The sequence below is a fragment of the Flavobacterium gelidilacus DSM 15343 genome, from assembly GCF_000422685.1.
GTDB lineage: Bacteria > Bacteroidota > Bacteroidia > Flavobacteriales > Flavobacteriaceae > Flavobacterium > Flavobacterium gelidilacus.
Map to the genome: position 1 here is coordinate 393,249 of NZ_KE383904.1, position 25,203 is coordinate 418,451.

Sequence of the window (25,203 nt, forward strand, 5' to 3'; positions counted from 1 at the left end):
GTTTAATTAAATTGTATGCATAATTTTGAAAAAAAAATAATGGTGTACAAACTAAATGATGCCTTTTTAGAGAAGAAAGAACAAATTGAAAATTTTATCAAGAATTTCGATAATTCTGGCGAAGTTTTTATTAAAGGAAATAGAAATACCATTAAACTTTTTGAGTTAGATAAATTGACTTTAAATGTAAAATCGTTTAAAGAACCAAACCTAATTAATAAAATTGCTTACCGATATTTTAGAAAGTCTAAAGCGCAACGTTCGTTTGAATATGCTAATTTTTTATTAAAGAATAATATTGGTACACCAAGACCAGTGGCTTATTTTGAAAATACTTCGCTACTAGGTTTAAAAGACAGTTATTATGTAAGTGAGCATTTAGAATGTGATTTAACCTATCGTGAATTAGTTGAAACCGATTATCCAGATGCAGAAAATATTTTGCGTCAGTTTACACAATTTACTTTTTTGATGCACGAAAAAGGAATTGAGTTTTTAGATCATTCACCAGGAAACACTTTGATTATCAAAAGACCTGAAAGAAAGTATGATTTCTATTTAGTAGATTTAAATCGAATGAAATTCCATGATAAAATGGATTTTGAAACTCGTATGAAAAACTTGTCTAAAATTACTCCAAAAGAAGACATGGTTGCTACTATGAGTAACGAATATGCAAAACTTTCTGGAGTAGATGAAGATAAGGTTTTTTCAACTATGTGGAATCTTACTAAAGATTTTCAATATCGTTTTTACCGAAAAAAAAGGATAAAAAAGAGGTTAAAGTTTTGGAAAAAATAGTAATTTTCCATTCTTAATAGTTTTCATGAAGTTATCCGTAATTATTACTACTTACAATTCAGAAGAATGGCTATCAAAAGTTCTCGAAGGCTATTGCCAACAAACCGAGAATGATTTTGAAGTTGTTGTTGCTGATGATGGCTCTACTATTAAAACTAAAGAAGTTATAGAATCTTTTAAATCTAAATTTAAGTATCCAATACTTCATATTTGGCAAGAAGATAATGGTTTTCAAAAATGTAAAATTCTAAATAAAGCTATTCTTAAAACGAATTCAGATTATCTATTATTCACGGATGGTGATTGTATTCCAAGGAAAGATTTTGTGCAGCAACATTTAAAATTTCAAGAAAAAGGCTATTTTCTTTCTGGTGGTTATTTCAAATTACCAATGAAAACTTCTAAAGCTATTTCGTTTGAAGATATAAAATCACAAAATTGCTTTTCAACATCGTGGTTAATTCAAAACGGAGTAAAAAGTAGTTTTAAGTTGACAAAATTAACGCATAATAAATACTTCGCTATTTTTATGAATTGGATAACTCCAACTAAGAAAACCTTTAACGGTCACAATACATCTTGTTTTAAAAGCGATTTAATGGCAGTAAATGGTTTCAATGAAGAAATGCAATATGGTGGTTTAGATAGAGAAGTAGGAGAGCGCTTATTTAATTTTGGAGTTTTGGCAAAACAAATTCGTTACCAAGCTATTTGTTTGCATTTAGAGCACAAAAGAGGTTATGCAACCAAACAAACTTGGGAGAAAAATTTTGCTATTAGAGCTTACAATAAAAAGCACAATATAACTGCCATTGAAAAGGGAATTTCTCAGTATAAATAAAAATTATAAATATGAAAAAAATAATTTTAATTGCTGTAAGTTTTATTGTCTTTTTAAGCTGTTCAAATCTAAAAACAGTAAATGAGAATAATGATGAAGTAGGAGTTAAGCAAAAAACTGCAAATCCAAACATACCTTATATTTATAAAAATGGCTTTAAAAATTTTGAAATAATTAAAGTTCTTTCTGTTAATAATAATGATTCAATTTATTTAAATGAATTACGATTCAATGCAGTGTATTCGGCTATGTATTCACAAAAACTTATGTATGATAAATATGGGAAATGGGATAATGAAGTTTGGGTAGATAACGATACAGATTTATTATTAATATGGCATAATATAAAACTTTTAGATTCTAACGATGAGTTGTTTTCAGTTGTTACAGGTGGAGTTGAAAGTAGAGAGGAAATTTTTGCTACAGTAATTGTATTTGATTCAGATAACCAAGATTGTTTAACAGATACTTCGGAATATAAAAAAATATTAATGGATTTTTTTTCAACGGAAATAAAGAACTTAAGCTCAAAAAAAGATTTCTATGATCAATATTTTAAAACTGCAAAAAAATATTTTCAAAATAAATAATTTATTATAATTAAGTAAAGGAGTTTAAGCTTTAATCTCCCCAAAAAACTCATCCATTTTCTCTTTAATTAACGCAATTGGATATTCTTCAAAATATTTAAAAGTATGTTCTTTGATATATTTTTCATCATGTTCTGCATAAATTTCTGGTTTCAAATCTTTTAAATGAATTGAAATGTTCTTTTCGTCTTCAAAAATCTGCCAAGTTTCTTTATCAACACTTGGAGAAAACAAAGAAAAGGTTGGAACAAACAAAGCTTTTGCCATATTTACAGAACCACCTTCATTTCCAATCAAAGCATTACATTGTGATAATAATCCTAAAAATTCACGAAGACTTTTTCCATAAATATCAAAGAAAATTGCTTGTTGTGTTTTCTCATTACATAAATTATAAAGTTTTAAAGCATCTTCCTTTTGATTTGGAATATAATTGAACAGTAACGAAGCATTAGTTTTTTCAACTGTATAATCTAATAATTCAGCCATATGTTCCAATGGATACGTTTTGTACCATTCACTTCCCAAAATCCCAATCATGTACAAGGGTTGATTTTGAGGAATGTTGGCTTCTAAAATGGTTTTTTTAGCTACTTCAATTTCTTGATTTGAAAGAAAAATTTTTGGTTTAAAATCTGTAATTTCTTCTTGAATTAATGGTCTCAATAAAGCCAATCTGTTTTCAATAGCTAAACCATAGTTGCTTTTTGTACCGTTTGGTAAACGTTTGATATTGTGATTGTAAAAGGCCTTTGAATAGCCTTTGTTATATGATATTTTATATTTTGCACCAGAAAAAAGGGTAATTAAATTCGTTTCTAATTTACTGTAGGCATCAATAACAACATCATATTTTTGACTTCTAATTTTAAAAATGAATTTAAATAACGATAAATAGTTTTTTCTAACATTTTGCTCTAAAACAATTATGTTAGAAATTGCTTTATTTTCTTTTAAAACATCCACACAATTGGCATAGCACATATAATCAATACTTGCGTTTGGATAATAATCTTTAAGACTATTGGCTAATATTGAACTGGTTAAAACATCACCAATTCGTTTTTGTTGAATGATTAAAATTTTCATTTTTATAAATTAAAGTGCTAAAGTACATAAGTAATATCAAACATAAAAACTTTAAATAAAAACTGTATTTTTGTACTTATAAAATTCAAATTATGGCAATCAGTGGTTTAGTTATTACATTTAATGAAGAAAAAAACATTGGAAAATGTATTGATGCATTGTTCAAAGTTTGTGATGAAGTCATAATTGTAGACTCGTTAAGTAAAGACAGAACAGTTGAAATAGCAGAATCTAAAGGAGCAAAAGTAATTTCTCAAGCTTTTTTAGGGGATGGTCCACAACGAACTCATGGTTTACCTTATTGCAAAAATGACTGGATTTTAAATTTAGATGCTGATGAATTTTTAGATAAAGATGCCGAAAAATTTATTTTAGAAGAAAAATATTTAATTGGAAATCATGACGCTTTTTCGTTTCGAGTAAAGAATTTTTTAGGAGATGAATTAATCGATTTTTCAGGTTGGTATCCAGATCATAAAGTACGTTTTTTTAATAAGGTAACTGCAAGACCTTCTGGAGCTAAAGTACATCAATCAATTGTAACAACTAACGAAAAGAGAGTTCCGGTTCATATTTTGCATTATGGTTGGGATTCTTTGGAACAAATTGTAGCCAAGAAAAATCAATATTCAACTTGGCATGCACAGCAACTTTTTGATCAAGGAAAAAGAGTAGGAGCAGCCAAACCCGTAATCAATGGATTAACAGCATTTATTAGATGTTATTTCTTGAAAAAAGGAATTTTTAACGGAATAGATGGAATCACAATTGCTCTAATTCAAGGTTTCTTTTCACATATGAAATATGCGAAATTATTGAAATTACAACGTCAAGAAAGATTAATGAATCGTTAATTTGTTATTGATAATTCGTTCGTTAAACGATTGTACATAAGCTTTAATAAAACGTTCCATAGTCAATGCTTTTTCTTTTTCAGTTGAAAGTAAATTGGTTTTCATCAATTCATCTTTCTTGAAGTTATACAAAGCTAAAGCCTTTTTTCCATCAAATGCCATGTAATAATCACCTTGAATATAATGGTAAATATTATCCAAATAATACACTACAAAATCTTTGTCAGATTGATACGACTTCCCAAAAGTAACCATATTGGTTTTGATATGTAATAAATCAATAAGTGATGGCATAATATCAATTTGTTGCATATTTCTATAACTTATACCTCCAAAAGTTGGATTTCCTGGATTATAAAACAAAATAGGAACTCTAAATTTTCCAACATTTGTCTTAAATTTTTCTTCCGTTGGTTCAGAAGAAGTGTGATCTGCTGTTATTACAAATATTGTGTTTTTAAACCAATCTTGTTTACCTGCCGTTTTAAAAAAATGGTTTAGTGCGTAATCAGAATAAGCAATACTTTCCTGGATTTTAGTAGTTCCTTTTGGAAATTTTCCTTTATATTTTTCTGGAATGGTATATGGATTATGGGATGAAATACTGAAAATTGAAGTAAAAAAAGGTTGTTTGAAACTCGACATTTTTTGGCAATAAAACTGAAAAAATTCTTCATCAAAAATACCCCATCTCCCATCAAAAGCTTCTGAGCCATCATATTCGTTTTTACCATAATAAGCATCAAATCCAGCGACTTTACAATATTGGTCAAAGTTTTGACTTCCATTGAAAGCACCATGAAAAAATTCAGTGTTATACCCATTATCTTTTAAAATTTTAGGTAAGCCATAAATTTCATTAATTGAATAACTTGAAGTAATTAATGAAGAACTCATCAAACTTGGAATACTCGAAAGTGTTGAAGGAACAGCATCAATAGATAATTTTCCATTGGCAAAACCGTTTTCAAAAAATAATGATTTTGTAATTAATGAATCTAAAAAAGGAGTTTGTCCATGTTGGATATTTTCTCTTCCAAAACTTTCTAAAATGATTACAACAACATTTTGTTTGGTTTGGTTTTCTGTTGGATTTGTTGCAACAACTGGATTGAATATTGAATTTAATTCACTTTCTGAATAAAATTTTGGAGATTCAAGAGTTTCTTTTTTACCAATAGTTTTCAGTATACAAAAAGGAGTATTCAACACTAAAGCAGAATGACTAATTGAACCATAATTTACAGCATCAACTACTTTTAATGGCTTTTTTTGAAATCCACCACGACCTAATAAAAACACAAATCCTAGCAAGAATATGAAAAGACTAATTTGTTTTGCAACTAAAAATTTAGATTTTTCTTCAGAAAAGATAAGTTTAATATTCGGAATGGCTTTCCAAAATAAGATTGCTAAAACAAAAGCAATAATTGGTAAAAACCAAAATTCAGCTAAAAACGAAAAGATTAATCCTCCAATTTCATTTTCCATTCCAGATGCAGTTATCATTCCAAATGAACTTCTTCTTCCTGTAAATTTGTAATATTCAAAATCAACAAAATTCGTTAAAATAAATAGTAGGTTCACAGCAAAAAATCCAATTTTCAGTCCTTTTTGATAACCCGATTTATATTTGAATTTTCCTGGAACAAAATGCAAAATAGCAAAGATAATATTGATATAGGCTATAGCTGATAAATCAAAGTGTAAACCACCTAAAAATGTTTTTAAAGTCAATCCATTAAATGCATTCCTATTAAAGAATAAAAATAGAAGTCTACATAATTGATAGATAATGACTATTAATAAAAAGCGTTTGAAGAAAAGGATTATACTTTGAAAGTAATTTCTCATGGATGAAATATTTCGGCAAATGTATGAAATACTAAAATATTTACAATTAATTAACAATATATTTACTTGTAAAAACATAAAATTCCAAATCTCAATAGTAATGATTGAGATTTGGAATTTTAAAATTTGGAATTTATGTTTAAACCGCTACATCATATTCGCGCAAAGCATCATTCAATGAAGTTTTTAAATCAGTAGAAGGCTTGCGTTTTCCTATGATTAAAGCACAAGGAACTTGAAATTCACCAGCAGCAAATTTCTTAGTATAACTTCCAGGAATCACTACACAACGTGCAGGAACAACTCCTTTATATTCAATAGGTTCATCACCAGTAACGTCAATAATTTTTGTAGAACCAGTCAACACAACATTTGCTCCTAAAACTGCTTCTTTTTCCACGCGAACACCTTCAACCACAATACATCTTGAACCGATGAAAGCACCATCTTCAATGATAACTGGAGCAGCTTGTAAAGGTTCTAAAACACCACCAATTCCAACGCCACCAGAAAGATGTACGTTTTTACCAATTTGAGCACAACTTCCTACAGTTGCCCATGTATCAACCATAGTTCCTTCATCTACATAAGCACCAATATTTACATAACTTGGCATTAAAATTACACCTTTAGAAATATAAGCACCATAACGAGCTACAGCCGGAGGAACAACTCGAATACCTTTTTCGGCATAATTACGTTTTAATTCCATTTTGTCATGGTATTCAAAAATACCAGATTCCCATGTTTCCATTTTCTGAATTGGGAAATACATAACTACAGCTTTTTTAACCCATTCGTTCACTTGCCAACCATTTTCAGTTGGTTCAGCTACACGTAATTTTCCGTTATCTAATAATTCAATAACTTCCCTTATGGCAGTAGTAGTTTCAGTTTCTTGTAATAAAGCACGGTTTTCCCAAGCTTGTTCTATAATTGATTGTAAGTTTTGCATTTTATAATTTTTTCACAAATATAAAATAAATTTATTCTAGAAACGAATGGCTAAGGTTTGTTAAAGTAATTTGTTTTTCATGCTAAACCAGACAGGTTTTCAAAACCTGTCTGGTTTAAACAACAATTTAGTATCTTTACAAAAAAATAATAAATGCCAAGAATTCTAGCCATAGATTACGGAATGAAACGAACAGGAATTGCAATAACAGATGAAATGCAAATCATTGCTTCAGGTTTAACCACTGTTCCTTCAGAAACCCTAATTGCTTTTTTAAAAGACTATTTTTCTAAAGAGAAGGTCGAAAAAGTAATAGTAGGTGAGCCAAAACAAATGGATGGAACTCCTTCTGAAAGTGCAGCAATTATAGAAAAATTCATCAAGACATTTAAAATAACGTTTCCAGAGATGCCTTTGGATAGAATAGATGAACGTTTTACTTCAAAAATGGCATTTCAAACTATGATTGATAGTGGTTTAAAGAAAAATCAAAGAAAAAATAAAGCATTAATTGACGAAATAGCAGCTACGATCATGCTACAAGATTATATGAATAGGAAGTAAAATAGGGATGTCAGGTTTAAGGATGATGATTTTTTAGATAAAAGTTCAACAATTAAACTTTTTATACTGAAATCAAAATACTATTTTTGCACCAAATAAGTTTTATTACTTAAATAATTAAAAAAATGATTTTACCAATATATGGTTATGGCGAAGCTGTTTTAAGAAAACATTGCGAAGAAATTGCTAATGATTATCCAAATTTAAAGGAAGTTATTGCCAATATGTACGAAACTATGAATAACGCTTTTGGTGTTGGATTAGCAGCGCCACAAGTTGGAATGCCAATTCGTATTTTTATTGTTGATACTTCACCTTTTGCAGACAGTGATGATCTTTCTAAAGAAGAAGCTGCAGAATTAAAAGTATTTAAGCAAACATTCATTAATGCAAAAATCCTTAAAGAAGAAGGAACAATGTGGACTTTTAACGAAGGTTGTTTAAGTATTCCAGATGTTCGTGAGGATGTTTCTCGTCATGATACAATTACGATTGAATATTTTGATGAAGATTTCAACAAGAAAACCGAAGTTTATAACGGATTAATTGCTCGCGTGATTCAGCATGAATATGATCATATTGAAGGAATATTATTTACAGATCACGTTTCTTCATTAAAGAAAAAGTTGATTGCTAAAAAATTAAAAAACATTATGGAAGGCAAAGCATTTCCTGATTATAGAATGAAATTTTTTAGTAAAAAAGGAAGATAATTAAGAAATTCCAAATTTTTGAAATCCCAAAATCTAACTTATTTTTATAAAACAATATTAATTGGAATTTGGAGTTTAATAATTGGAATTTAAAATTTAAAATATATATTTGCCACCCAATAATTACATTAAAATGAGTTTACAAAAAATATTAGCTATTTCTGGAAAGCCAGGATTATATGATTTAAAATTACAAACCCGCACAGGATTTGTAGCTGAATCTTTATTAGATGGAAAAAAAATCACTGTGGGATTAAGAGCAAACGTGAGTTTGTTATCTGAAATTGCTGTTTATACGTACAACGAAGAAGTTCGTTTAGCAGAAATTTTTAAAGCAATTGCAACAAAAGAAAACGAAGGTCCAGCTATTTCTCACAAGGAAACAGATGAAAATTTAAAAGCATATTTTAGAGAAATTTTACCAGAATTTGATGAAGATAGAGTTTATACTTCAGATATTAAAAAAGTAATGAACTGGTACAATTTATTGCAGTCAAAAGGAATGATTTCTATTGAAGCTTTAACAGCACAAGAAAAACCAGAAGAAGCTTCAGAATAAGTTTTTTTTTAAAAAGATATAAAAAAAGTCCAAATGTATGTTTGGACTTTTTTGTTTTAATATCATTCAAAACAAAACCACTTAATCAATTTGTTTTGTTCTTCAGTAAACCATTCATTTCCATTTTTATATAGGGTCAAAGAAGCATGAATTGGTTTGTAGTTTTCAAAATTATAGTTATGAAATCTAACTTTCAAAAGAGATAGGTAATTCTTTTTTAAATCATCTAATTTAGTAGATTCAGAAAAATACTCATTCCAATAATTTAGGAGAAAAGTCGACCAATCATAAATAAAATGTGTTTTGGATTGTTTTTCAGCTTCAATGCAAACCAATAAACCAAACTTATAAGGATTCATAGCTTCATAACAAAAATCAGAATCATTTTCAGTCTTAGCAAATCCACCTGCATCAAATTGATATTTTTCTGGAAGATTTTCTAAATTCCAAATTAGATTTTTTTTCAAATTGATATCTAAATTAGCGTTGTTTATTACTGCAATACTATTTTTTAATAACTCATTAATTTCCCACATTGACATAATTGAATATATTTTAAAAATTAATTTAAGATTTTATCCTAAACTTGTTGGCACTATATTTAACCCAAATATACTATTAATCTTAAAAATAGTTATTTAGTATTAAACCCAATTTTAATTCACTTCTAAAAATATTTCCATAATTTTACGTTAATTCAAAGGCAATAGGAAATTCAATTTCAATAACAATTAAAAAAAAACATGAATAACAGAGAAAATCAATTAGCAGCTTTTAATCGTTTGTTAGATATTATGGATGAGTTGCGCGAAAAATGTCCGTGGGATAAAAAGCAAACGTTAGAAAGTCTTCGTCATTTAACCATTGAAGAAACATATGAATTAGGGGATGCAATTTTGGATAATGATTTGCCAGAAATTAAAAAAGAGCTGGGTGATTTGTTGTTACACATTGTGTTTTATTCAAAAATAGGAAGTGAAACTAATGATTTTGATATTGCTGATGTAGCGAATTCAATTTGTGATAAATTAATTGATAGACATCCACATATTTATGGTGATGTAGTAGTGGAAGATGAAGAAGAAGTCAAACGCAATTGGGAAAAACTTAAGCTAAAAGAAGGTAGAAAATCAGTTTTAGAAGGTGTTCCTAAAAGTTTACCAGCTTTGGTAAAAGCAAGTCGCATTCAAGATAAAGTTAAAGGTGTTGGATTTGATTGGGAAGAAAGTCATCAGGTTTGGGATAAAGTGCAAGAAGAGTTAAATGAACTACAAGTTGAAGTTGAATCCGGCAATCAAGACAAAATGGAAGCCGAATTTGGCGATGTTTTGTTTTCCATGATTAATTATGCTCGTTTCTTAAAAATTAATCCAGAAGACGCTTTAGAACGAACGAATAAAAAATTCATGAAACGTTTTATGTATTTGGAAAGTAAAGCAGGTGAATTAGGTAAAAATTTATCAGATATGTCTTTGTCAGAAATGGATGTTTTTTGGGAAGAAGCAAAGAAACTTTAGTGTTCAGTGCTCAGTATTCAGTTGGCAGAAAATAGATTGCAGTTTAACAATTCAATAAAAAAAATGTACTACGCAGTAATTTTTACTTCAGAACGTACCGAAATAGATGAAGGTTATTTAGCTATGGCTAAAAAAATGGAAACTTTAGCGAAAGAACAAGAAGGGTTTTTAAGTGTTGAATCGGCTCGAAGTGAAATTGGAATAACCGTTTCGTATTGGAAAGATTTGGAATCCATCAAAAAATGGAAACAAAACATGGACCATCTTGTAGCTCAAGAAACGGGAAGGAGTACTTGGTACGAATCTTAAACAACCCGAATTTGTTTAGTAGAACGAGAATATAGTTTTAAGAAATAAAAAATCCCGAACGAATCGGGATTTTAATTTTATAATTGATTTAACCTTGAAAGTTTTTCTTTCCAGATTTTTAAATCTTCTTTATGCTTATCGATATTTTTATGTACTTCTTTTATAAATGGATTTTCTCCCTTTTTTGAACTTGAAGTAATAAATTGAATGTTATTCTCTAATTGTAAAATTTCACTTTGAACTTCATCAATTCTTTTACGTAAAAAATACGATTCTTTTTCTAAAGCTCTATTGTCTTCGTTTTCAGCTAAATGCTCTAAACGATTTTCAAACTTCATTAATTCAGTATCTTTTTTAGATAAACTTAATTTTTCAAAAAGAGCATCTAAGATTTTATTAAATTTACCTTCAATGTGTCTTTTGTTAAAAGGAACTCTTCCAAATGATTTCCATTTTTCAATGTTTTCTTTTATAGCATCTAAATCTTTTTTGTGATCACCAACTAATTCAAACGACTTAATTTCGTCTAAAAAGGTTTTCTTGTTTTCAAACGCTTCAACTTCTTCTTTGTTTTCTTCGTTTTGAACTTTGTGTAATCTGTCAAAATAAGCATTACAAGCTGATTTAAAGTCTTTCCATACAGAATCAGAATGTTTTCTTGGCACATGACCAATTTTCTTCCATTCTTCTTGAATTTGCTTCATTATTGGAGTAGTTGCTTTAAAATCTTCACTATCTTTTAGTGCCTTTGCTTTTTCAACTAAAGCCAATTTTTTATTTAAATTATCTTGTTGGTCATGCTTAATTTCTTTGTAAAAAGCATTTTTATTTTTATTGAAATCACGAACAGCTGTTTTAAATTTCGCCCAAGTTTCTTCGTTTAATTCTGAAGGTACTTTTCCAGCTTTGAAAAAAGTTTCGCGTAAAGCTTCCATTTTTTTCATTTGGTTCTGCCAACCTTTATGACCGCTAACTGCTTCAGAAGATAAAGCATTAATACTTTCAATAATTTTTTGTTTAGCTTCAAAATGTTCTAATTCACGAACATGAGCGTTTGCATTTAATGCTTCACGTTTGTCATGCATTTGTTTAGTAATTTCACTAAATTCATTCCAAACTGCATCTCTATGTTCTCTATCAACTGGACCAACTTCTTCTTTCCAAATTCTATGTAATAATTGCAATTCTCTAAAAGCTTTCATTACATCTGGTTCGGCCAACAAATCTTTTGCACGAACAATTAACTGTTGTTTTTGCTCTAGATTATTTCTAAAATCTTGATCACGAGCTTCTTTGTCTAAATGAATCAAATCATAAAAACGTTCCACATGAAAATGATAATTATTCCAAATAATATTATACTTATCTCTTGGAATAGAACCAGCATTGTTCCAACGTTCTCTGATTTCGTTCATTTTTTTGAACATATCACCAATAGAATCATCAGTAGAATCAATAAGGTTTTTTAGGTCTTCAATTATTATATTTCTTACTTCAAAATTATTTTTTAAATTATTTTGAAGTTGGTTGTAGTGTTTTGATTTTTTTGAACGGTAATCATCAAAAATAGCATCAAATTTATTTTTTATTGGCGAATGAAATTCAAAACCTTCTGTATTTCCTTCGTTTTGCTCACTATATTCTTCACGTTTCTCTTCCAACAAATCATGAAAATGAGACATAAATGCTTTTCTAATTTCTTCAACATGATCTTTGATGGCCATTACTTTTTCATTAGAAACTAATTTTTCTAGCTCTTCAGTAAGTGCTTCCATAGACATTGGATCATAATCCAATAAAGGAATTTCATGTCTGTCTTTTATTGTGTCATCTTCGCTTTCTTCTGCATTTGAATTGTCGATTTCATCCATTGCAGCGTTCGAAGTAGTTTTTTCAGTAACAGCCTCTTCAGTTGCTTCTTCTGCAACAGGTTGAACTTCTTGTTCTACTTGAACTACTTCCTCTTCAATAACATCTTGAATTTCAGTAGTTTCTTGTATTAATTCTTGCTCATTGTCTCCATCTGCATTTTGCAGGTTATCATTCTTTTCTTCTAACATGATTCATGTATAAGTTACTATTATGCTTCGAAGATACTAACTCACAAGGAAATTTCAAAAGAAAAAGCTAAAGATTAAACATTAAAGAGTAACAACCAGAAGTTTCGAGATTGTTTTTTAATTTTTAAATTGAAATAAATTATTTTTTATTCCAGATTTTCCATGATTTTTCTGCCTGAAAAACCAACATATCATATCCATTTTTTGTTGTAGCTCCTTGTTCTTTTGCCTTTTTTAAGAACATAGATTCTTCAGGATTATACACTAAATCAAAGGCAATGTGTTTCTTTGATAATAAGCTGTAATCAAATTTTGGATAATCTTCAATGTTTGGGAAGGTTCCAACTGGAGTTGTGTTTATAATTATAGAATATTCTTCAAATAAAGCAGCATCAATTTCATCATAAGATATTTGAAATTCATTTGGATTTCTTGAGACGAAATCATATTCAATATTTAGTTTTTTTAAAGCAAAAGCAATCCCTTTACTTGCTCCACCAGTTCCTAAAATTAATGCTTTTGTATGATGTGATTCTAATAAAGGTTTTAACGATTTTTTAAAACCATAAAAATCAGTGTTATAGCCAATTAGTTTTTTTTGTTTATTGATAACGATGGTGTTGACAGAACCAATTTTTTTTGCGTTTTTGGATAAAGAATCTAAGTATGGAATAACTTCTTCTTTGTAAGGAATAGTTACATTTAAGCCTTTCAATCCTTTGTTTTTAGCAAAAATTTCAGGAAATTCTTTAATAGAAGGTAAGTCAAAGTTTAAATATTCGCAGTTATCAAAATGATAAGCTGTGAATTTTTCAGTAAAGTGTTTTTTAGAAAAAGAATAGCTTATGTCTTTACCGACTAAACCATATTTTTTCTGTTTTTTTACTTTCTTTTTCATCTTTAAATCATTAATTTTTTCCTAATCGAGCGGCAATTTTTTCCATTCCGTAAATTACAAGAAATCCAAAAACAGCTAAAAGGATTGAAGTTAAAACTTGCGCATCACCATTAAATTCTTGGGGTAAAATACTTTTTTCTAAAAAAGGGACTGTTTCTCCGTGACTGTTTATGCGAGTTTCTAACACTTCTTTCCATGGCCAAACTTTGTTTAGTGAGCCAATCATAAATCCAATTAATAAAGCTAAAGTAGTGTTTTTATGGCGTTCAAACATCCAATGTAGAATTTTTGAAAAAGACTTTAAACCAATAATTGCGCCAATTGCAAAGACTCCAAGTTTCATCATTGCAGTTGAAAGTAACTCCATATTCATTTGGGTTAAACCTTCTCTAAATTGGTTTATTGTGCTAATTACGGTTTCATAAGAACCCATCAATAATAATATAAAAGCTCCAGAAATTCCGGGTAAAATCATAGCTATTATGGCAATAAAACCAGATAAAAAAAGATAAGGATAACTTTCTGGACTGCTTACTGGTCTTGCAATTGTAATGTAATATGTCAAAATAACGCCAATAATTAAAGCTACAATTGAAACTATTTCCCACTTAGTTATTTGTTTCCAAATAAGTAAAATACTTGCAATAATTAATCCGAAGAAAAAGGACCAAACCATAATAGGTTTAGAAGCTAATAGATGTGTTATTATTTTTGAAAAAGTTAGGACACTTATTCCAATTCCGATAACCAATGAAAGTAAAAAAGAAGCATTTGCTTTTTTCCATGCTGCTTTTAAGCCTTCTTTTTTTAGTGTTTTTAAAAGAGAAAGGTTAATTCCGTTTATGCTGTCAATTAATTCTTGATATATTCCTGAAATAAAAGCAATTGTACCACCAGAAACTCCTGGAACAACATCTGCTGCTCCCATGGCAATTCCTTTTAGTGTAATGATTAAGTAATCGGGAAAAATTTTTCTCATGGTATGAAATAAGCTAAATCAAAGTATAAACTAATTTCTAAATTTAATAATTTGATTTTGAATTGATTTTTTATTCCAAATTATCGGAAAATTATTTTCTAAAATACTGTGATTTTTGTAATTACTTTGCAAGGCATTAACTAAATGAAACTTCCCTTTTTTAGTCTGATTTAGAATGTAATATAAACCAGCTAAACGGTATTCAATTTCATAATGGTCTGGATGATTTTCTACACCATGTAATAATGCTTCAATGGCAATTTGATAATCACCAACATACTGCAATGAATCTGCCCAAAAGATATAAGTATCTAAATCAGTATCGCCTAATTCAAATGCTCTTCTATACCCATATTCAGCTTCTTCATACGATTTTAAAGCTCTATTTATAGAGGCAAAACGCTTCCAATATAATTTATTATCACCTTCAATTCCAATAGCTTTATTTACATAATACAAAGCCTTTTTATAGTCAAATTGTCTAATGTAAAAGTCTGTAATGGCAATCCAAGCTTTATCTAATAAAGGATCTTCGTGAACAGTTTTTGAATAAAATTTTAATGCTTCTTTGTTATTGCCTAATTTTTCATAACATTTGGCTACACGCAGAAGTACAAAAGAAGTTACATCATCTAATTCCATAGTAATTTTGTAACAATCAATGGCTTCTTGGTATTTTTTTAATTTTTCAAGAGCTTTTGCTTTTTCTAAATAAGCCCCTAAAAATGAATCGTCAATTAAGGTGGCATATTCAAAAGCCCAAACTGCTTTTTCAAAGTTTTTTAAAGCATAATATTGACGGCCTAATTGATGCCAAGCTACTTCGCTATATGGATTTCTGTTGATGAATTGGTCTAAATATAAAATAGCTTCTTGGTTTTGATCCAAGAAATCAAAGCAGTAAACTACATTATATAGTGATGAATAATCTTCAGTGTCTTCGTTTAAACATTTGATGAAATTTTCTTTGGCTAATTCTAAATTATCCATAAAAAGATATTCCATTCCAATCATTGAATATACATCTGCAAAATCATCTGTATACTTAAGAGCAGTTTTTAAAGATTCTATAGCTTTTTCGTGCTCATCTTTTTTAGAAAAAATATTTGCTTTTTGTATATAAATTTCTTCGTTTGTAGGTTCAATAGCATATAGTTCATTCAATAATTTATCTGCTAATTCAACTTTATCATCAAAAATTAATATTTCTACTTGAACTAACTTTAATCCAGTAGATTTTGGATGTTGCTCTAAGGCAAGTTTAAGTGCTTTTTTGGCAAGATTTAGCCTTCCTGTATCCATGTAATGAAGAATTATTTCTTCAAACTCTTCAGAATCAAAAAATAAAACCTTGTTAGTTTTAAGCATTGATTCAAATTTGGATAAGGATAAGCCTTGGTTGTTTTCTTCTTCGTGACTCAAATTCATAGCTTTTGGTTTTGAATATTTATCCTATTTAAAATTAACTAAATTAAAGGCTAATCTGATTTTTAGCTTTTATTGTTTTAAACAATTTAATTAACAATTTCAATAGTTAAACCGCTAAAAATTAACAAGTAAAGGTTTTTCATTTTTTGATTTTCCAATAGTTGCCTTTTATTCAGCGTCAATTTCATTAAGAACTTCAAGAATAATGCCACAACCTTCTTTAATTTCTTCGTTTGAAATTGTAAGTGGTGGAGTGATGCGTATAGCACAACCTTCAAACAATAACCAAAATAAAATTAAACCTTTGTCTTGACAGCGTAGTATGACTTTGTCTGTTATTTCAGGACTTTTTGTCATGGCAGCTAACATTAAGCCTTTTCCACGAATTTCGGTAATTAAAGGATGAACCAATAATTTTCGAATTAATTGTTCTTTTTCTAAGGCTTGTTGCATTAAATCGGTTTCAGTTAATTCTTGTAAAGTAGCTAAACATGCTGCAGCAATAATGGGATGACCTCCAAAAGTTGTTATGTGTCCTAATTTTGGGTTATGGCTTAGTAAATCCATCATTTTTTCTGAAGCTGTAAAAGCACCAACAGGCATTCCACTTCCCATTCCTTTTCCCATGACAACTACATCTGGAATAACATCATAGTTTTGAAATCCAAATAATTTTCCTGTTCGACCAAAACCAGGTTGGATTTCATCTAAAATCATAATTGCTCCAACTTCATCACAACGTTGTCTGACTTTTTTAAGAAAATCATTATGTGGTTGAATAAATCCAGCACCACCTTGAATGGTTTCTAAAAGAATTCCGGCAGTTTTTGTAGTTATTTTTTCTAAATCAGCTTCATTATTAAATGTAATAAAATCTACATCTGGAATTAAAGGTCTAAATATTTGTTTGCGTTCTTCAAAACCCATTACACTCAAACTTCCCATAGTATTTCCATGATAAGCGTTGTGACAAGAGATCAATTGACTTCGTCCTGTGACTCTTCTAGCGAGTTTTAAAGCACCTTCAATAGCTTCTGTTCCAGAATTTACTAAATAAGTTTTTGTTAATGGATAAGGTAGGTTTTCTGCTAATAATTTACACAATTCAACAGCTGGTGATTGAGCATATTCACCATAAACCATTACATGTGAATACTTATCCAATTGAGTTTTTATGGCATCATTTACTCTTTTATTTTGATGTCCAAGTGTATTTGCTGAAACTCCAGCTACGAAATCAAGAAATTTAGTTCCTTTTGTATTATAAATATAAGAACCTTTAGCATGAGAAATTTCCATTGCTAAAGGGTGAGGAGTCGTTTGTGCTTGGTATTTGAAAAAATCGGAAAGCATTTTTGTGGTTTATTATCTGTTGTCTGAAAATCTTTTATCGGATGTATTCCTATTTTTTCTTTTTAGGTTTCTTTTTGTCAAATTCTAAAGTTTCTTTAAGAATTTCCATTGGTTTGTCTTCAATTAATTCTTTAGCTTTAGTCTCAGTTTGAATTTTTTCGTCTAAATCGAGTTCGTCTTGAGGAAAAATGTCTTCTTTTGATTTTATTTCTTCATCACCACGCCAGAGAAAACCTCGAAGTCTTCTGGCATTTTCAGGAAATTCTTCTTCTGGATAAATGTAACCGTCAGTTTTATTAAAGAAAGTTATGGTTTCGATTTTGTTTTCTACTAATTCTAAATTGATTCTACTGCAAACACTTTTGTTTATTCCAACCAATTCATCCTCTTCATTATATAAATATGATATGGCTTCACAATTTTTAACAATATCTACTTCATAAAGTTTGTTTTCTCTAAATTTTCCATATAGGTTTTGTCCCTTAACCTGATTGTATCCGTTTTCACTTAAAGTATCTTTTTGAATCAGAAAAGCATTATTTAGTACTTTTAAAGAATCTACTTTTTCTGATTCGTTATTGCCAATAATGTGCATTATATCTCCTGTCATTTGGCTTTTGTTGCTCCATAAAATTGGCTTTCCAATCATTTTAGTTAAAGCATTTTTATTACTCGAATGAAGAGAATCACATTTTCCACTCATGTCTAAATTAAAGAATCTTACATTGTTATAAGCTCTAATAATTCGATTTTCTGGTGGTCCAGTTACCAAAATACGTTTTCCATGCATGTACATAGAATCATTTTCGGTTTTGGTAATAATCAATGCCTTTTTAGTAATAAACATTGAGTCGTTTTTGGTTAACGTATTTCTATAAACTTCAGCATAGTGTCCTTTTGCAACCAAATTATTAACTGTATCTGTAATTTTTACATTGTTGACTAATTTGGAAAAGTTTTTCTTTCGATCATAGAAAATATCATCTCCTTCAATTCGTCTACTGTTGTAGAGAATGTGAGAGTTTTTTTTGAGTTTTCCGATATCATTTGTGGTGTCGTAGAAGCCATTTTCTGTATAAATATAATCCGTTTTGCTTGTAATAGTTGAAGGTCCATAAACATAAGCATGTCCAGAATTATCATAGTAATCCAAATGATTTGTCTTGATTGTGCTTCTTGGGTTTACAACTGAAACGGCCGTTTTGAATGAATATTTTTTCTCATCCAAATAATATCTTCCTGATTTGCTTTTTAGGATATTGTCTTTATTAGTGATTGTCCCATAACTATTGTAAAAGGCTTGTTGAGATTTTCTGTCAAAATAAACAGTATCAGTTACCAAATTTGAATCAGGAGAACGCATGTTTACATCACCAGTGGCAAAAGCAAATTCTTTATCTCCATTATATTCCGCATAACGGCTATTCATGAAAATAGTGTCACCCTGAACTAGTTGAACATTTCCAAAGGCTTTTACGTAATTTTCTGCTGTAAAGTGATAGGCTTTGTTACAGCTTATTTTTACTCCATTGTGAAGTACACGTACATTTCCCGTAAAGACAATTGCTCCAGGAATTTCGTTTTGATTTTTATCTATAAAATCAGAATACTCAATAACAATTTTACCTGAATTATTGGTCTCATTCTGTGCAAAAAGAGAATTACTTGTCAGAATAAAAAGTAAAAATATGTAGATGTAATTTTTCAATGCTATTTATTTTATGTCAAATTTAATTAAAAAGTACAAAAGCTGATTTCAATTAAGAAAGTTTTATAAGTATGAGTATAAAAAAAACCGCAGAATCACAAATTTACGTGAAAACTACGGTTTAATTTAATTTAAAAATCTAATTATTTTGTAATCGTTTGTGTTCTATCTGGTCCAACTGAAACCACTTTTATAGGTACTTCAACTTCTTTTTCGATGAATTCTATATAGTCTTTTAATTCTTTAGGTAATTCATCGTAAGTTGTCATTTTTGTTAAATCTGCTTGCCAACCTTTTATTTCTGTGTAAACAGGTTCAACGTTTTCTGGTTCAATATTATAAGGTAAATGACTGATTTCTTTTCCTTTGTATTTATAGGCTGTACAGATTTTTAAAGTGTCAAAACCTGATAAAACATCCCCTTTCATCATGTATAATTCTGTCACACCATTTACTTGAACAGCATATTTAAGTGCAACTAAATCTAACCAACCACATCTTCTTGCTCTTCCTGTTACAGAACCGAATTCGTTTCCGATTTTTGCCATTGCACTTCCAACTTCGTCAAATAATTCAGTTGGGAATGGTCCACTTCCTACACGAGTTGTATATGCTTTGAAGATTCCGTAAACTTCTTTGACTCTATTTGGAGCAATTCCTAATCCAGTACAAGCACCTGCAGCAGTTGTGTTTGATGATGTTACAAATGGATAAGTTCCAAAATCAACATCTAATAACGAACCTTGCGCACCTTCTGCTAAGATTGTTTTTCCTTCTTTTAATGATTTGTTTAAATATTCTTCAGAATCAATAAAAGTTAATTTTTTTAGTTCTTCAATAGAAGCGAAAAATTCGTCTTCCATTTCTTGAAGGTTGTATTGTAAATCTACATCATAGAAAGCAATCATTGACTCGTGTTTGTCAGCTAAAGCTCTATAACGCAATTTGAAATCTTCTAATTCAATATCACCGACACGAATTCCGTTTCTTCCAGTTTTGTCCATGTAAGTTGGTCCAATTCCTTTTAAAGTAGAACCAATTTTTGCTTTTCCTTTTGAAGCTTCAGAAGCTGCATCAAGCAATCTATGTGTTGGTAAAATAAGGTGAGCTTTTCTTGAAATGAATAATTTAGAAGTCACATCCATATCGAATTTAGCTAAACCTTCAATTTCTTTATGAAAAACTACTGGGTCAATTACTACACCGTTTCCTATTATATTTTTTGCGTTTTTATGAAAAATTCCAGAAGGAATAGTTCTTAAAACATGTTTTATTCCGTCAAATTCTAAAGTATGTCCAGCATTTGGTCCACCTTGAAAACGAGCAATAATATCATATTTTGAAGTAAGTACATCAACGATTTTTCCTTTTCCTTCGTCACCCCATTGTAATCCTAGTAATAAATCTACGGTCATTTTTTTTGTTTTGTTGAATCGTTGCAATACAACGATTGTACGTTATTGTTTTTTTGTTGCGTAAAAATAAAGCGAATGTGTTTGGATATTAATTCCAAAAATTTCTTCCATGGTTTCTTTAATTTGTTGAATTCTTGGGTCACAAAATTCGATAACTTCACCTGAATCTGTCATGATAATGTGATCGTGTTGTTTGTCGAAATATGATTTTTCATAATGTGCTTGATTCTGTCCAAATTGATGACGACGCACTAAGCCACATTCCAGTAGTAATTCTATAGTGTTATAAAGCGTTGCTCTACTTACACGATAATTTTTATTTTTCATTTTGATGTACAGAGATTCTATATCAAAATGTTCTTTTGATTCGTAAATTTCTTGAAGTATAGCAAAGCGTTCAGGAGTTTTGCGATGTGCTTTTTCTTCTAAATACTTGGTAAATACGTTTTTAACTACTTCTTGATTAGTGTTGTTTTCCATAAGGTTAACCATCATATAATGGCAAAGATACTTTTTATTTTTTTGATTTTGTTTTCTGTGTTAAATACGTTTTCCAATTTTATTAACAATAGAATTTTAATTCTTATAAATTCTAGTTATTTTTTCAATTCCGTCCACTTTTTTAATATTTTCTATTAATTTTTTCAGGATAGTATTATTAGCCACAACCACTGTTATTTTTCCATTGAAAATTCCAGCATCACTGCTTAATGAAATGTTTTGGATATTAACGTGCATTTGGTTCGAGATTACTTTTGTTAAGGCATTGGTAAGTCCCATTGTATCCATACCAGTAATGTTAAGCATTGCTCTAAATTCTTCTTGGCTAGAATCGATCCACTTGGCTTGAATAATTCGATAAGCATAATTGGATTGCATGCTTATGGCGTTTGGACAATCTTTTTTATGCACTTTTATACCTTCATTAATGGTTATAAAACCAAAAACTGGGTCTCCAGGAATAGGGTTGCAACATGTAGAAAGTTTATATTCTAATTTGTCTTGTTCTAAACCAAAAACAAGCATATCGTATTTTTTATTTAGCTCATTTTCTTTTATTTTTTCAGGCTTAACGCTTGGTGTTCGTGTAATTGTTTTCTTGAAAAAATTAACAAGAGTATTGTTTTTCTGTGATGCGAAGTCTTTAAGTTTTTGGTTGTCAATTGATCCTGAGCCTATCTTGTAAAATAAATCTAAACTTGTGTGTAATTTAAAATAGTTTACCATTTCATTAACCGTTGTTTCATTTAACGTGATTTTTAAATGACGCAATTTTCGAGTTAGAATTTCTTTTCCGTCTTCGGCAATTTTTTTGGTACTTTCGTTTAAAACGTTTCTAATTTTATTTTTTGCTCTCGATGTTGTAACGTACTCAATCCATTGTGAAGTTGGTTTTTGATTTTCAGATGTAATAATTTCGACTTGATCACCGCTATTAAGAACATGATTTAAGGGTACTAATTTTCCATTAACACGCGTTCCTCTTGTTTTGCAACCAATTTCGGAATGTATACTAAAAGCAAAATCCAACGAAGTTGCTCCTTTTGGTAAGGATTTTATGTCACCTTTTGGTGTAAAAATATAAATTTCTTTGGCATACAAATTCAGTTTGAACTCTTCAACAAAATCTACTGCATTGTTTGAAGAATGATTTTCAATAGCTTCTTTTAATTGATTTAGCCAAATTTCTAAACTATGTTCTTCACTACCAACACCTTTGTATTTGTGATGTGCAGCATAGCCCTTTTCAGCAATTTCGTCCATACGTTCACTACGCACTTGAATTTCTACCCAACGTCCTTTTGGTCCCATTACAGTAATGTGAAGTGCTTCATAGCCGCTTGATTTTGGGGATGAAATCCAATCTCGTAATCTGCTTGGACTTGGTCGGTAATGATCTGTTACAATTGAATAAATTTTCCAGGCTAGGAATTTTTCTTCTTGAGGATTGGATTTATATATAATTCGAAGTGCAAACTTGTCATAAACTTCATCAAATGTTACTCCTTGCACTTTCATTTTTCTACGAATAGAATAGATTGATTTTGGTCTTCCTTTTAAAGAAAACTCTATCCCTTCTTTATTCAAAGATTCGCTAAGCACATCCGAAATAGCTTTAATGTATTCGTCTTGTTCTTCTTTGGTTTCTTTTATTTTACTTACAATGTCATTAAAAACTTCGGGTTCAGTATATTTTAACCCTAAATCTTCTAATTGTGTTTTGATATTATATAGACCTAAACGATGGGCAAGAGGAGCATAAATATATAGTGTTTCAGATGCAATTTTGGCCTGTTTATGATCTACCATGCTGTCCATGGTTTGCATGTTGTGCAATCTATCCGCAATTTTGATTAAGATTACTCGCACGTCTTCATTAAGCGTCAAAAGCATTTTACGAAAATTTTCCGCTTGCATGGAACCACTTTGGTCCGTTTTTACTTGAGCAATTTTGGTTAATCCTTCGACTAATTGTGCGATTTTAGGATTAAACATTTTTTCAATTTCCTTGACTGTAATTTCAGTATCTTCAACTACATCGTGCATAAGAGCAGCAGCAATAGAGGTTGCTCCCAAACCAATTTCTGAAGCCACAATTTTAGCTACAGCAATAGGATGGAATATATAAGCTTCTCCAGATTTTCGTCTTTGGTCTTTATGAGCATCAACAGCAACGTCAAAAGCTTTACGAATTAGCTTCTTGTCTTCGGCTGTAAGGGTTTGATAACTAATGCGTAAAAGTTCTTTGTATTCTTTCGCAATCGCTTTGTTTTCAGCTTCAATATCAATTTCTATCATAGTCTTCATTATATACCTAAAGTTATAACAAAGTTATGGAATGGACAACTATTTTTTTACGGATTTTTTGATTTTTAGATATTGGATTTTCGTATGTTAGATTTTGAGTAATTTTCATTAAATTTGTTTTGATAATTTTAAACAAATAATATGTATACTACTTATCATTTATCATCGGCTGTAGATATTACATCTGATATTTTAGATGCAATTAAAGCAAACTTTAAATCTAAAGCTATTGTAATTACTGTAGAAGAGGAAGAAAATTATGAACTTTCCGAAGAAATGAAAGGAATTTTAGAAGATCGTTTGGCTGAAGATAAAAGTGATTATTTAACTTCTGAACAATCAATTAAAGCGCTTAAAGATAAGTATGGCTTATAAAATTCTTGTTTCTCCAAGAGCACAGAAAGAAATTATAAAAGCTATTGAAGATTAGTATTTGCAAAAGGTTAGATTTGAACAACATTTGTTGGAGTTGGTTGCTTATTAGTGAGAAGTGAAGAGTGAGAAGTGAAGAGTGAGAAGTGAGAAGTGAAGAGAAATAAGGTATATAGGGATTAGTTGAAGTATATATTGAATTGTAGTTTTTGACATAGTATAGCTTGGTAAAGTCTTATTCAAGATATAGTAAAGGCATAGTAAAGGTATAGTAAAGGTATAGTAAAGGTATAGTAAAGGGGTTGGGTTTTAAAAATAGGCTTAAATGTTCGTTTTTTATTTGTTTTTGTTTTGATCTTAGTTCTGAGTTCTCAGTAGACTGTTTACATTCCGAAGGAATCTCTTCTATTATAAAACTAAACGTAATTAAACATAAATTTAAACTATCATAAAAAAGATGTTTTTTCCTGTTTTTTTGTGATTGTTTTTTAGTCTTTAATCAATTTATAACTGCTTAGTTTTCCGTTTTTATCATTTAGTTGCAGTATATAGATACCAGTACTTAAATTATCAATTGTTATACGATTGTTTTCTAGGCTTACTGTTCCTTTTTGGACACAAACACCAGTTATTGAGTACAAATCATAGTTGTATTCTTGGTTTATGTTTTGGAGTTCTACTACGTTATTTGCTGGGTTTGGGTATAGGTTTATGTTTTGTGATTGAAAAGTTTCATTTGCTAATGGAGTGCATGCTTGTGTGGCAAACTTAGTTATGAAAAAATCACTGTTACCCCCATTGCTGTAGTAATTTACGTTGTTACTATCGGTAAGTTGGTACCCCATATATCCACCTAATAAAAGGTCTCCATTATTGTCTAGTGTCATTTTTGTAAAACCATCATCAAAGCCGTTATTCCCTACTAAACGATTTAGAGAAGTACAAGTGCCAGTTGTAGGATCAAGAGTAACTAATAATGGGTCACGTGCGTTATTTGAACCAGGGCCAGTTACAGATTGTGTACCCCAAGTTACAGAAGCTCCATTAAAACTACCCGACACATAAATTTTCGTTGGAGTGTAAAGAAGATTACCATCTAGAAAGTTTCCTGAAGGATCATAGTAAGATAGCCAATTGAAAGAAGAAACATCAGGATTACATTTCATTACAAAAGCAGCTGACCCAGTATTTGTACCCGGTAAAGTCCAACCTAAAAAACTGCCCGAAATATAATTATTTGTTAAACCAGATAGATAAACGTTATTTTGTGAGTCAAAATCAATACTAGTAATATTAATTGAAGTTCCTATGGTTTCTCTATGCCATTGGTATTGCCCTGATGCATTAAAACAAATAATTTTAGAAAAAGCATTTGAAAGGGTATTACCCCCAGCTGTAATAGTATTTGAACTATTACTATTATAAGCATGAACTGCATAATAATACCCATTGTAAGAATTGCGATACCATCTAACTTCGCTACTAATGTAGGACGACACTTGCAGGTCAAAAGCTGTTGCACTTATAAATGTGCCA

24 protein-coding genes are annotated in these 25,203 nt (G+C 29.8%); 10 read left to right on the plus strand and 14 right to left on the minus strand.

Annotation, left to right across the window (positions count from 1 at the left end; genetic code table 11):
• Positions 1-39: 39 nt before the first annotated feature.
• Genes G507_RS0114440 through G507_RS0114450 form a run of 3 tightly spaced genes read left to right on the plus strand, consistent with a single transcriptional unit; the run spans position 40 to position 2,232 of the window.
• Positions 40-801, plus strand: a complete 762-nt coding sequence (locus tag G507_RS0114440) for a hypothetical protein (protein ID WP_026718157.1) — start codon at positions 40-42, stop codon at positions 799-801.
• A 25-nt stretch (positions 802-826) separates the two neighbouring features.
• Positions 827-1,642 (plus strand): glycosyltransferase family 2 protein, encoded by an 816-nt coding sequence (locus G507_RS0114445; protein WP_026718158.1) that lies wholly within the window; start codon positions 827-829, stop codon positions 1,640-1,642.
• Positions 1,643-1,653: 11 nt separating this feature from the next.
• The gene (locus G507_RS0114450) at positions 1,654-2,232 is read left to right on the plus strand and encodes a hypothetical protein (RefSeq protein WP_026718159.1); all 579 of its coding nucleotides are present in this window, start codon (positions 1,654-1,656) and stop codon (positions 2,230-2,232) included.
• A gap of 24 nt (positions 2,233-2,256) precedes the next feature.
• Here G507_RS0114450 and G507_RS0114455 read toward each other — a convergent pair whose 3' ends face one another.
• Positions 2,257-3,321 (minus strand): glycosyltransferase family 9 protein, encoded by a 1,065-nt coding sequence (locus G507_RS0114455; protein WP_026718160.1) that lies wholly within the window; start codon positions 3,319-3,321, stop codon positions 2,257-2,259.
• Positions 3,322-3,413: 92 nt separating this feature from the next.
• Between G507_RS0114455 and G507_RS0114460 the strand changes: the two genes are divergently transcribed.
• A complete protein-coding gene (locus G507_RS0114460; protein ID WP_026718161.1) occupies positions 3,414-4,175 on the plus strand; it encodes a glycosyltransferase family 2 protein in 762 nt (253 codons plus the stop codon).
• Here the strand turns inward: G507_RS0114460 and G507_RS0114465 are convergent.
• Positions 4,161-6,029: an LTA synthase family protein gene (locus G507_RS0114465; protein WP_026718162.1), complete on the minus strand. Its 1,869-nt coding sequence runs from the start codon at positions 6,027-6,029 to the stop codon at positions 4,161-4,163. The two genes, G507_RS0114460 and G507_RS0114465, sit on opposite strands and share 15 nt — an antisense overlap.
• 139 nt (positions 6,030-6,168) lie before the next feature.
• Positions 6,169-6,984 carry a 2,3,4,5-tetrahydropyridine-2,6-dicarboxylate N-succinyltransferase gene (locus G507_RS0114470; RefSeq protein ID WP_026718163.1) on the minus strand — a complete coding sequence of 272 codons (816 nt, stop codon included), beginning with the start codon at positions 6,982-6,984 and terminating at the stop codon, positions 6,169-6,171.
• A gap of 153 nt (positions 6,985-7,137) precedes the next feature.
• Between G507_RS0114470 and ruvX the strand changes: the two genes are divergently transcribed.
• From ruvX to G507_RS0114485, 3 genes are all read left to right on the plus strand, one after another.
• Complete coding sequence (ruvX, locus tag G507_RS0114475; protein WP_026718164.1) at positions 7,138-7,548, plus strand: Holliday junction resolvase RuvX; 411 nt, start codon at positions 7,138-7,140, stop codon at positions 7,546-7,548.
• Positions 7,549-7,673: 125 nt separating this feature from the next.
• The gene (def, locus tag G507_RS0114480; protein WP_026718165.1) at positions 7,674-8,261 is read left to right on the plus strand and encodes a peptide deformylase; all 588 of its coding nucleotides are present in this window, start codon (positions 7,674-7,676) and stop codon (positions 8,259-8,261) included.
• Positions 8,262-8,394: 133 nt separating this feature from the next.
• Positions 8,395-8,820, plus strand: a complete 426-nt coding sequence (locus G507_RS0114485; RefSeq protein WP_026718166.1) for a DUF5606 family protein — start codon at positions 8,395-8,397, stop codon at positions 8,818-8,820.
• 62 nt (positions 8,821-8,882) lie between these two features.
• On the opposite strand, the gene G507_RS0114490 is transcribed toward G507_RS0114485, so the two are convergent.
• Entirely contained in the window at positions 8,883-9,362 is a 480-nt protein-coding gene (locus tag G507_RS0114490) for a hypothetical protein (protein WP_035666310.1), read from the minus strand.
• Between the two features lie 201 nt (positions 9,363-9,563).
• Between G507_RS0114490 and mazG the strand changes: the two genes are divergently transcribed.
• Both mazG and G507_RS17050 read left to right on the plus strand, forming a co-directional pair.
• Positions 9,564-10,337, plus strand: a complete 774-nt coding sequence (gene mazG / locus G507_RS0114495) for a nucleoside triphosphate pyrophosphohydrolase (RefSeq protein ID WP_026718168.1) — start codon at positions 9,564-9,566, stop codon at positions 10,335-10,337.
• 63 nt (positions 10,338-10,400) lie between these two features.
• Complete coding sequence (locus tag G507_RS17050) at positions 10,401-10,646, plus strand: antibiotic biosynthesis monooxygenase family protein (RefSeq protein WP_051191732.1); 246 nt, start codon at positions 10,401-10,403, stop codon at positions 10,644-10,646.
• A gap of 77 nt (positions 10,647-10,723) precedes the next feature.
• Here G507_RS17050 and G507_RS0114505 read toward each other — a convergent pair whose 3' ends face one another.
• From G507_RS0114505 to G507_RS0114545, 9 genes are all read right to left on the minus strand, one after another.
• Positions 10,724-12,706 (minus strand): DUF349 domain-containing protein, encoded by a 1,983-nt coding sequence (locus G507_RS0114505; RefSeq protein ID WP_026718169.1) that lies wholly within the window; start codon positions 12,704-12,706, stop codon positions 10,724-10,726.
• A gap of 139 nt (positions 12,707-12,845) precedes the next feature.
• Complete coding sequence (locus tag G507_RS0114510; protein WP_026718170.1) at positions 12,846-13,604, minus strand: shikimate dehydrogenase family protein; 759 nt, start codon at positions 13,602-13,604, stop codon at positions 12,846-12,848.
• Between the two features lie 10 nt (positions 13,605-13,614).
• Positions 13,615-14,583, minus strand: a complete 969-nt coding sequence (locus tag G507_RS0114515) for a DUF368 domain-containing protein (protein WP_026718171.1) — start codon at positions 14,581-14,583, stop codon at positions 13,615-13,617.
• Positions 14,584-14,613: 30 nt separating this feature from the next.
• Entirely contained in the window at positions 14,614-16,011 is a 1,398-nt protein-coding gene (locus G507_RS0114520) for a tetratricopeptide repeat protein (RefSeq protein ID WP_026718172.1), read from the minus strand.
• A 168-nt stretch (positions 16,012-16,179) separates the two neighbouring features.
• Positions 16,180-17,364, minus strand: a complete 1,185-nt coding sequence (locus G507_RS0114525) for an aspartate aminotransferase family protein (protein ID WP_026718173.1) — start codon at positions 17,362-17,364, stop codon at positions 16,180-16,182.
• Positions 17,365-17,413: 49 nt separating this feature from the next.
• Positions 17,414-19,072 (minus strand): OstA-like protein, encoded by a 1,659-nt coding sequence (locus G507_RS0114530; protein ID WP_035666312.1) that lies wholly within the window; start codon positions 19,070-19,072, stop codon positions 17,414-17,416.
• Between the two features lie 143 nt (positions 19,073-19,215).
• Positions 19,216-20,487: an adenylosuccinate synthase gene (locus G507_RS0114535; protein WP_026718175.1), complete on the minus strand. Its 1,272-nt coding sequence runs from the start codon at positions 20,485-20,487 to the stop codon at positions 19,216-19,218.
• Positions 20,488-20,529: 42 nt separating this feature from the next.
• Positions 20,530-20,967 carry a Fur family transcriptional regulator gene (locus G507_RS0114540; RefSeq protein WP_026718176.1) on the minus strand — a complete coding sequence of 146 codons (438 nt, stop codon included), beginning with the start codon at positions 20,965-20,967 and terminating at the stop codon, positions 20,530-20,532.
• Between the two features lie 96 nt (positions 20,968-21,063).
• Positions 21,064-23,286 carry a RelA/SpoT family protein gene (locus tag G507_RS0114545; RefSeq protein WP_026718177.1) on the minus strand — a complete coding sequence of 741 codons (2,223 nt, stop codon included), beginning with the start codon at positions 23,284-23,286 and terminating at the stop codon, positions 21,064-21,066.
• A gap of 150 nt (positions 23,287-23,436) precedes the next feature.
• Between G507_RS0114545 and G507_RS17055 the strand changes: the two genes are divergently transcribed.
• A complete protein-coding gene (locus tag G507_RS17055) occupies positions 23,437-23,670 on the plus strand; it encodes a hypothetical protein (protein ID WP_035666314.1) in 234 nt (77 codons plus the stop codon).
• Positions 23,671-24,155: 485 nt separating this feature from the next.
• Here G507_RS17055 and G507_RS0114555 read toward each other — a convergent pair.
• The coding region (locus G507_RS0114555; protein ID WP_026718178.1) for a T9SS type A sorting domain-containing protein at positions 24,156-25,203 on the minus strand (1,048 nt) is incomplete at its 5' end.